Source organism: Arthrobacter sp. I3 (genome assembly GCF_000520575.1).
GTDB lineage: Bacteria > Actinomycetota > Actinomycetes > Actinomycetales > Micrococcaceae > Arthrobacter > Arthrobacter humicola_A.
This window is the reverse complement of record NZ_KI914969.1, coordinates 91,441-100,404: the sequence shown is the minus strand read 5'-3', so window position 1 is coordinate 100,404 and position 8,964 is coordinate 91,441. Positions and strand designations below refer to the sequence as shown.

Here is an 8,964-nt window from a genome sequence, read left to right as displayed (position 1 = left end):
CCCCCGCCACCCCCGGCCGGCGGCTGCGCCGGCCGGGGGGCGCGCCGCTCGGCCACGCTGTCATCGTCGGGCGTCCTGGGCGCCGGCGCGGGGCGGCTGCTGGGGCGGCCAAGGATTTCCTCCTCGATCCGCCGGGCTTCTGCGTCGATGGCGCGGGGGTCCAAACCGCCGCCCTGGGCGGATTCCTGGCTGCCGCTGTCCCGGGCGCCGCCGTGGTGGGCGGTCCCGGCCGCCGGCCCGGTGGGGGCAGCGCCTGTGCGGTCGCCGCCTGCGGCGGCGATCTTCTCGTACGCCGAGATGTTGTCGACGGCGGTGCCGTACTTGGGCAGCAGGGCGGAGGCGGCGACGGTGCTGGAGATCAGCTCGTCGGTGCTGGGACCCATCACGGACTCCGGGGCGCGGAGCCGGGTCAGCGCCACCGGGGTCGGCGCGCCCTTCTCATTCAGGACTGTGATGACGGCCTCGCCGATGCCGGCGGTAGTGAGGGTCTCCTCGAGGTCGTAGTCGCTGGTCGGGAAGGTGGAGACGGTGGCCCTGAGGGCCTTGGCGTCCTCCGGGGTATAGGCGCGGAGGGCGTGCTGCACGCGGTTTGCCAGCTGGCCGAGGACGTCGGCGGGGACGTCCTTGGGGGTCTGCGTCACGAAGAAAATTCCGACACCTTTGGACCTGATGAGCCGGACGGTGGTGGTGATGGCATCAAGGAAGGCTTTCGTGGCGCCGTTGAACAGCAAGTGGGCCTCATCGAGGAAGAAGACGAGCTTGGGCTTGTCGAGGTCCCCGGCCTCGGGCAGGTCCTCGAAGAGGTCGGCCAGCAGCCACATGAGGAACGTCGAGAAGAGCATGGGCTTGGTCTGCAGCGTCGGAAGCTCCAGGCAGCTCACCACACCGCGGCCGTCCGGCGCGGTACGCAGCAGTTCGGCGGTGTCGAACTCGGGTTCGCCGAAGAACTTCTCCATACCCTGCGCCTCGAGCGTGATCAGTTCGCGCAGGATCACGCCGGCGGTTGCCTTGGAGAGGCCGCCTAGTTCCTCAAGTTCGTCCTTGCCCTCGGCCGAGGTCAGGAATTGGATCACGGCCCGCAGGTCCTTGAGGTCGATCAGCTCCAGGTCTTTCTTGTCCGCGAAATGGAAGACGAGCTGCAGGCTGGATTCCTGGGTCTCGTTCAGGTCCATGATGCGGGAGAGCAGGATGGGGCCGAAGGAGGTGATGGTGGCGCGGACCGGTATGCCCTTGCCGTCGCCGCCGAGGGCCAGGAACTCCACCGGAAAAGTCTTGCCGGACCAGGCCTGGCCGATGCTCTCCGTGCGGGCCAGGAGTTTTTCGGAGCCCGTGGCTGCCGTGGCCAGGCCAGAGAGGTCGCCCTTGATGTCGGCCAGGAACACGGGCACACCGGCGGTGGAAAGCTGTTCGGCCATCATGTGCAGCGTGACGGTCTTGCCCGTGCCTGTCGCCCCGGCCACGAGGCCGTGCCGGTTCATCATCGCGAGCGGCAGCCGGACGGAGGCTTCCTTGTGGAGTTCGCCGTCGACGATCGCCGCGCCGAGCTCGATCGTCGGGCCGTCCAGGGTGTAGCCCTGGACGATCGTGGCGACTTTGTCTGCAGTGGATTTGATGGCCATGCGGTTAGCTTAGCCGGGTCCGGGGTTCCCGGACCCGGCTAAGAGTGGCTTATTCGGCGAGGGCCTTGAGGACCTCCTTGGCCACGTCCTCGCTGGACTGCGGGTTCTGCCCGGTGATGAGGTTTCCGTCCCGCACAACATGAGACGTCCAGGCCGCGCCGTTCTCCACTGCCGCGCCCTTCTCCTTCAGGACGTCCTCCACGAACCACGGTGTAGTGGGTCCCGTGCCGCCACCCAGCTCCTCCTCATTGGTGAAAACGGTGAGGCGGCGTCCGGCGAAGGTGAACGCGCCGTCGTCGTCCGTGGCGCTCAACAGTCCGGCCGGGCCGTGGCAGAAGGGGGCAATGATCTTGCCGGCCGTGTTGACGGCCGTCAGCAGACGGCCAAGATCGGCGTCCTGGTAGAGGTCGGCCATGGGCCCGTGGCCGCCCGGCATCACGACGGCGTCGTAGGCGGAGGCGTCGACGTCGGCCAGCACCAGCGGGTTGGACAGTTCGGCGTCGAGGGAATCGATGTAGCGGCGGAAGCTATCTGCACGGTCCTGCCCGCCGGCGGACTCGGCCGCGAGGCTCACCTCATCCACCGTCGGCTTCTTGCCGCCCGGAGTGGCGATGTGCACGGTGTGGCCCGCATCGAGAAGGGTCCGGTGGGAGACGACGAGCTCCTCGGCCCAGTAGCCGGTGGGGTGGTCGCTGCCGTCGCGCATGGTCAGGGAATCTGCTGCCGAGACAACCATCAGAATATTTTTAGCCATGGTGTTGATCCTGTTCTGCCGGCACGGCCGGCGGACGGTGGATAAGGTGAAATATGGGAAGCGGCGCGGTTCAGCGGGTCGCTTCGAGTTCGGCATAGGTGGCGTCGTCGAGGACGAAGCCGGCGGCGGCCAGGTTCTCTTCAAGGTGCTTGACGGAGCCGGTGCCGGGGATCGGCATCATGACGGGGGACCGGCGCAGAAGCCAGGCCAGCGCCACCTGGGAAGTCGTGGCGCCCAGCCGCTTCGCCGCCTCGTCGAGCGGTCCGCCCGGCCGGGCCAGCTCGCCAGCGGACATCGGCGCCCACGGAATGAAGCCGATGCCGTTCTCCTCGGCGTACTCGAGGACGTCCTCGGAGCTGCGGTCGGTGAGGTTGTAGCGGTTCTGCACCGTAGAGACCGTGAAGTACCTCCCGGCTTCCTCCAGTTCCTCCACGCTGACCTGGGAGAGGCCGAGGGCCTTGACCTTGCCTTCCTTTTGCAGATCGCGCAGCACGGCGAACTGCTCCTCGCGGTCCACCTTGGTGTCGATCCGGTGCAGCTGCAGGAGGTCGAGGGAGTCGACCTTGAGCTTGCGCAGGCTCAGTTCCGTCTGCTGGCGCAGGTATTCGGGCCGGCCGACCGGAACCCACGCGTTGGGTCCGGTGCGGGTGAACCCCACCTTCGTGGCGACCCTGACGCCGTCCCGGTAGGGGTGTAAGGCCTCGGCAATGATTTCCTCGCTGAGGTTGGGGCCGTACGAGTCGGCAGTGTCAATGAAGTCGACGCCGAGCTCCACGGCACGGCGTACCACGGCGACCGCGGCGGCGCGGTCTGCCGGCTCGCCCCAGACGCCGTCGCCGACGATCCGCATGGCGCCGAAGCCCAGCCGGTGGACGGTTCCCAGATTCTTGAGGGCGATCGTGGCGGATTTTTCCGGATGCTGCGAATTGTCGTGGCTCACAGGAAAGTGAACATCCTCAGTCTGCTGACTATTCCAAGGGTCCCTGCCCGGCCGGTCCTCGGCCCGCGATGCGGGGCCGTGTGCAGCGGCCGTCCGGTCCGAGGATATGTGCCCTTCGGATTTACGCTAACGATTGGAAATTATGCTTTAGACTGTGGCATGCCCAACTCGCTCCCGCGCATCGTACTGGCCTTTGTAGTGACCCTCGGCCTCGTCTTCCTGGGTGGAAGCCCGGCCTCGGCCGCCACTTCCCCGGGGCCGGGCATTGACGTGTCCTGGCCGCAATGCGGGAAGACCCTGCCAAAGCAGCCCATGTTCGCGATTGTCGGCGTCAACAACGGCCTGGCCAACAACACGAACCCCTGCCTGGCGAGCCAGCTGACCTGGGCGAAGACGGCCAAGTCTCCCGCGGCTACGGCGCAGCCGAGGGTGGCGCTGTACGTCAACACGGCCAACCCCGGCCGGCAGGGGTCCTGGTGGCCGACGTCGAACACGTACAACGGTGTAAAGGTCACCAACCCCTACGGCAGCTGTGCCGCGGGGACGTTCAAAGCCTGCTCCTACATGTACGGGTGGGCGAAAGCGTCGGACGACGCCAAACGCCGCGGTGTCAGCAGCCCGCAGTCCTACCTCTGGTGGCTGGATGTCGAGACGGAAAACACCTGGCAGGCCGACAAAGCGGCCAACGTGGCTGTCCTGGAGGGCATGACCGCCTATTTCAAGAGGATCGGCGCCCGCGTGGGCCTCTACTCCACGGGCTACCAGTGGGGACAGATCGCCGGAACCGTGAAGTTGACGAGCCCGCTGGCAGGACTGCCCAGCTGGCTTGCAGGCGCGGGATCAGCCGCTAAGGCGAAGGCGAACTGCACCCTTCCCGGGTTGACCCCGAACAGCCGGGTCTCAATGACGCAGTACATCTCCGGGGGCCTTGACTACAACTACTCGTGCGGCTGAGCCGCCTGCAGAAATATCCCGGGGGCCGCCGTCGTTGACCCCAGTGTGCCCGCGCCGGAAACCCGGTGCCACCCAGGACCGCAGTCCAAACTCCGGCCCGCACACTGCTCCGCTACGAAAGGCCGGCTTTACCGTGACTGTTCCGCTTTCCATTCTTGATCTCGCTACCATCGGCCCGGGCCAGACGGCGGCGGAAAGCTTCGCCGGCAGCGTGGCCATGGCGCAGCTCGCCGAGGACCGGGGTTACCGGCGGATCTGGTACGCCGAGCACCACAACATGTCCGCGATCGCCTCGTCCGCCACGAGTGTGCTGATCGCCCACGTCGCGGCCCACACTTCCAGCATCCGGCTCGGCGCCGGCGGCGTGATGCTGCCCAACCACTCGCCACTGACCATCGCGGAACAGTTCGGCACGCTTGAAACCCTGCACCCGGGCAGGATCGACCTCGGCCTGGGCCGGGCGCCGGGCAGCGACCAGAACACCATGCGCGCCCTGCGCCGCGATCCGATGTCGGCAGACAGCTTCCCGCAGGACGTCCTGGAGCTTCAGGGCTACCTGAGCGGCCCCACCCGCATCCAGGGCGTGGAGGCCACCCCGGGCAAGGGCACCAACGTGCCGCTCTACATCCTGGGGTCCTCCCTGTTCGGCGCCAGGCTGGCCGCCCAGCTGGGCCTGCCCTATGCGTTCGCCTCGCACTTCGCGCCCAACGCGCTGCAGGATGCGGTGGCGGTCTACCGCCGCGAATTCCGGCCCTCCGCGCAGCTCGAGGCGCCGCACGTGATCGCCGGAGTCAATGTCATTGCCGCCGATTCCGCCGCTGAGGCGCAGGCGATGTTCCAGGCCACCAAGCGGGCCAGGGTCTCCTTGTTCTTCGGCAATGGCCGCGTGTTCAGCGACGACGAGGCGGACATGATCCTGGACTCGCCCCAGGGCCAGCAGATGGCGCAGATGATGAAGTACTCCGCGGTGGGCACCCCCGAGGCCGTTCTTGCGTACCTCGAGGAGTTCACGGCGCACGCCGACGCCGACGAACTGATCGTGGCGCACCAGAGCACCGGGACCGAACCCCGGCTCCGTTCCGTGGAACTTCTGGCCGACGCCGCCCGCCTCGTGCGGGCATAACGACCTGGGGCTTCCGGGCTACAGTTCCCGGCGGGCGCCCTCGGAGGCGGTGACGGTGAAGATGTGCGGGGCCGCGTACCCGGCCCGGGCGAAGTCGCGGGTAACTCCCGCGGCCACCGTTGCGGCGCCGTCGTTGCGGACCAGAGCAATGGCTGCGCCACCGAAACCGCCGCCGGTCATGCGCGCGCCGATGGCGCCCAATCCCTGCGCGCTGGCCACGGCGAGGTCGAGCTCAGGGGTGGAGATCTCGAAGTCGTCGCGCATGGACTCGTGCGATTCGTTGAGGAACGGCCCGATCGCGGCGGGGCCGGAGGTCCGCAGTGCCGTCACGGTGTCGAGCACCCGCTGGTTTTCCGTGACGATGTGGCGGACCCGGCGGTAGGTCTGTCCGTCGAGCTGTGCCGCGGCGCGGGGAAGATCGGCCGGGCCCAGCTCCCGCAGGCTGCCGACGCCCAGGCGGCGGGCGCCGTCCTCGCAGGAACGGCGGCGGCTGGCGTAGCCGCCGTCGGCATGCGAATGGCTGGTGCGGGTGTCGATCACGAGCAGCCCCACCCCGGCACCGGCGAAGCCGAGGGCAACCGCCTCGGTCGACAGGTTCTGGCAGTCGAGCAGGATGCCATGATCGGGCTCGCCCAGGAGCGAGGCCGACTGGTCCATGATGCCCGTGGGCGCGCCGACCACCCGGTTCTCGGCCAGCTGGCCGATCCGTGCCAGTTCCGGCCTGCCCAACCCCACGTCCCAGAGATCGTTCAGGGCCAAGGCCACCGCGCATTCGATGGCGGCGGAGGAGGACAGCCCGGCCCCGGCCGGGACATCCGAGGTCAGCGCCAGGTCCAGGCCGGACATCCGGGACGGGACGCCGGAACCGGCGGCCGAACCGGACGCGACATCGGAACCGGCGCCGCCGGCTGCCGCCCGGGACATCGCCCAGGCCACGCCGAGGGGGTACGCGGCCCAGCCGGTGAGGCTATTCGGCTCCAGACGGTCGAGGCTTACCTCTATGACACCGGGGAATGAGCTGCTGGTGACCCGGAGCAGACGGTCTGCGCGGACGCGGGCCGCCACCGTGGTGCGCTTGTCGATCGCGATCGGAAACGCGAAGCCCTCGTTGTAATCCGTGTGCTCACCGATCAGGTTGACCCGCCCGGGCGCCGACCACAAGCCGTCCGGCACGCCCCCAAACTCACTGGAAAAGTACCCACTTTCCCGTTCAAGGACCTCGTTCATGGCTGGGCTGCTTCCTGTTCTGTTGCCGGGAGTTCTGTGTGGAATGTCTCGAGTCCTGCTGTACGCGGTGGCGGCGATGCTGCCTCCATGGCGTCGCGGAGCCGGGCGGCGGCCGTTTCCGGCGGGATGTCCGCGATGAATGCCCCCATCGCGGCTTCCGACCCTGCCAGGTACTTGAGCTTGTCCTCCTCCCGGCGGGGCGAGGTCAGCTGCAGCATGAGCCGGATGCCGTCCCGGTGGGCGTGGACGGGAGCCTGGTGCCACGCCGAAATGTACGGCGTGGGGCTGTCGTAGAGGGCATCGACGCCACGCAGGAGCTGGCGGTACAGCAGGGAGAACTCATCGCGTTCCTCGTCGGTCGTGGCGGCGAGGTCCGGGACGTGCCGGTGCGGGAGGATATGCACTTCCAGCGGCCAGCGCGCGGCAAACGGGACAAACGCCGTCCAGTGCTCGCCCTGGAGCAGCACCCGCTCGGATTTCTGCTCGAAGCTGAGGATGTCCTCGAACAGCGAGCCGCCGTAACTTTCGATCGTGCGGACCAACTGGGCCGTGCGCGGCGTGATGTACGGGTAGGCGTAGATCTGTCCGTGCGGGTGGTGCAGCGTCACGCCGATCGCTTCGCCGCGGTTCTCGAACGGAAAGACCTGTTCGACGCCGGGCAGCGCGGACAGCGCGGCCGTCCGGTCCGCCCAGGCTTCCACCACTGTGCGCATCCGGGACAGGGGCAGGCCCGCCAGGGAGCCGGTGTGTTCCGGGGAGAAGCACACCACTTCGCACCGGCCCACGGACTGCCGGCTGCGCCCCAGCCCTACCCGGGCGAGGTCATCCAGGCCTTCCGGCGCGGCGGCCCCCGCCAGGTCCGGCCCGAAGGAGGGAGACTTGTTTTCGAAGACGGCGACGTCGTAGAGGCTCGGAATCTCCGAGGGATTATCCTTCGACGCCGGGGCCAGTGGGTCCAGGTGCGAGGGCGGCAGGACCACCCGGTTCTGCCGGGCGGCCGCGATCGAGATCCACTCCCCGGTCAGGACGTCCTGGCGCATGGTGGCCGTGGGCGGCCGGACCGCCGGCGCGCGGAGATCCTCGCCCCGGTGCGGGGGCAGGACGGTATCGGCATCATCGAAGTAGATGATGTCCCGGCCGTCGGAGAGCTTGTGGGAGCGTTTCGTAATCTGGCCCATGCTAGGGGTTCCTCACGGGGTGTGCGCTGTTTGCGGCTGGATCGGCGGCCGGAGCGCCGGCGGTGGTACGGCGGACTGCCAGGAGCAGCCCGTGTTCCGGGTTCAGGACCGGCATTGGGAGCCCGGATTCGGCCAGGAAGAGTCCCGACGCCTCGACGCCGCCCGCAAGCCACGCCGGTGGCGCCGCCTGCAGGAACGCCCGCCGGTCCTCGGCCGCCGGGTAGACCGCTTCCACCCGGTACGCGGTGTCCGGGAGCAGCCCGGGCAGGCAGACCTTCCCCGGGACTTCGGCGAACGAGGTCGCCACCGAGACCAGGGCGTAGAGGGCCTCCCCACCGTCGTGGGACACGACGCCGTGCAGCCGGAGGGCCGGATCGGGCTCGTCGGCCCGCACCATGCGCCCGCTGTGGAGGAGCGGCCGGTACTGCTTGAACAGCGCGATGGCTCGGGCAAGCTCGGTACGTTCGGCATCGTCGAGGCGCCGGACATCCCATTCGAGGCCGAAGTGGCCGAACATCGCGGTGATCGCCCGGAACGAGAGATCGTGCGTACGCGCCGTGGTGTGGCTCGTGGTGGGGCCAATGTGCGATCCGACGAGCTCCGGCGGCACCACCACGCCGGTCCAGCGCTGGATGGTCTGCCGTTCCAGGGCATCGTTGCAGTCCGAGGCCCAGATCCGGTCGGTGCGCTCCAGGATGCCGAGATCCACGCGGGCCCCGCCGGAGGAGCAGCTTTCAATCTCGACGCCGGGGTGGGCCTTGCGGAGCTCGTCCAGGAGCCGGTAGACGGCCTGAGTCTGGGCGTGCACGGACGGGCGGCCGGCGTGGCCCATCTCGGCCAGGTCCCGGTTCTGGTCCCATTTGAGGTAACTGATCCGGTATTCGCTCAACAGGGCATCGAGCCTGTCGAGGATGTATTGCCAGGCCGCCGGATTGACCAGGTCAAGGACCTGCTGGTGCCGCCATTGCATGGGCAGCCGGCCGGTCAGCCGGCCGGCCGGGCCGCCGTCGTCGGGCGGGTTGCCCCCGGCGGACTGGTTCCCCCCGGGGCTCCGGGGTGCGGGGCCGGCGATCCAGTCCGGATGGGCGCGGGCCAGGTCCGAGTCTTCGTTGACCATTTCGGGTTCGACCCAGAGCCCGAATTCCATGCCGTGGCCTGTGACCGCGTCG

Annotated in this window: 8 protein-coding genes; 2 read left to right on the top strand and 6 right to left on the bottom strand. The window is 68.6% G+C overall.

Translation table 11 applies throughout. The features are described 5' to 3' along the window. From Y706_RS27075 to Y706_RS0121545, 3 genes are all read right to left on the bottom strand, one after another. Window positions 1-1,619: helicase HerA-like domain-containing protein (locus Y706_RS27075; RefSeq protein ID WP_253906867.1), on the bottom strand; the 1,619-nt coding region annotated here is incomplete at its 3' end. 49 nt (window positions 1,620-1,668) lie between these two features. Then, window positions 1,669-2,373, bottom strand: coding sequence for a type 1 glutamine amidotransferase domain-containing protein (locus Y706_RS0121550; RefSeq protein ID WP_028278204.1), 705 nt, complete (start codon window positions 2,371-2,373; stop codon window positions 1,669-1,671). Window positions 2,374-2,443: 70 nt separating this feature from the next. Continuing rightward, entirely contained in the window at window positions 2,444-3,313 is an 870-nt protein-coding gene (locus tag Y706_RS0121545) for an aldo/keto reductase (RefSeq protein WP_028278203.1), read from the bottom strand. Between the two features lie 159 nt (window positions 3,314-3,472). On the opposite strand from Y706_RS0121545, the gene Y706_RS0121540 reads away from it, so the two are divergent. Together Y706_RS0121540 and Y706_RS0121535 are read left to right on the top strand one after the other, a co-directional pair. Beyond that, window positions 3,473-4,267 carry a glycoside hydrolase family 25 domain-containing protein gene (locus Y706_RS0121540; RefSeq protein WP_028278202.1) on the top strand — a complete coding sequence of 265 codons (795 nt, stop codon included), beginning with the start codon at window positions 3,473-3,475 and terminating at the stop codon, window positions 4,265-4,267. A gap of 133 nt (window positions 4,268-4,400) precedes the next feature. Continuing rightward, on the top strand, window positions 4,401-5,390 hold the full coding sequence (locus Y706_RS0121535; RefSeq protein ID WP_028278201.1) for an LLM class flavin-dependent oxidoreductase: 990 nt from the start codon (window positions 4,401-4,403) through the stop codon (window positions 5,388-5,390). Between the two features lie 18 nt (window positions 5,391-5,408). On the opposite strand, the gene galK is transcribed toward Y706_RS0121535, so the two are convergent. The 3 genes from galK to Y706_RS27065 form a co-directional block, all read right to left on the bottom strand. Then, on the bottom strand, window positions 5,409-6,617 hold the full coding sequence (galK, locus tag Y706_RS0121530) for a galactokinase (protein WP_028278200.1): 1,209 nt from the start codon (window positions 6,615-6,617) through the stop codon (window positions 5,409-5,411). Continuing rightward, a complete protein-coding gene (gene galT / locus Y706_RS27070; protein ID WP_043436917.1) occupies window positions 6,614-7,795 on the bottom strand; it encodes a galactose-1-phosphate uridylyltransferase in 1,182 nt (393 codons plus the stop codon). Before galT ends, galK begins: the two co-directional genes overlap by 4 nt. 1 nt (window position 7,796) lies before the next feature. Beyond that, window positions 7,797-8,964 (bottom strand): alpha-galactosidase (locus Y706_RS27065; RefSeq protein WP_043436914.1); only part of this gene is annotated, 1,168 nt, incomplete at its 5' end.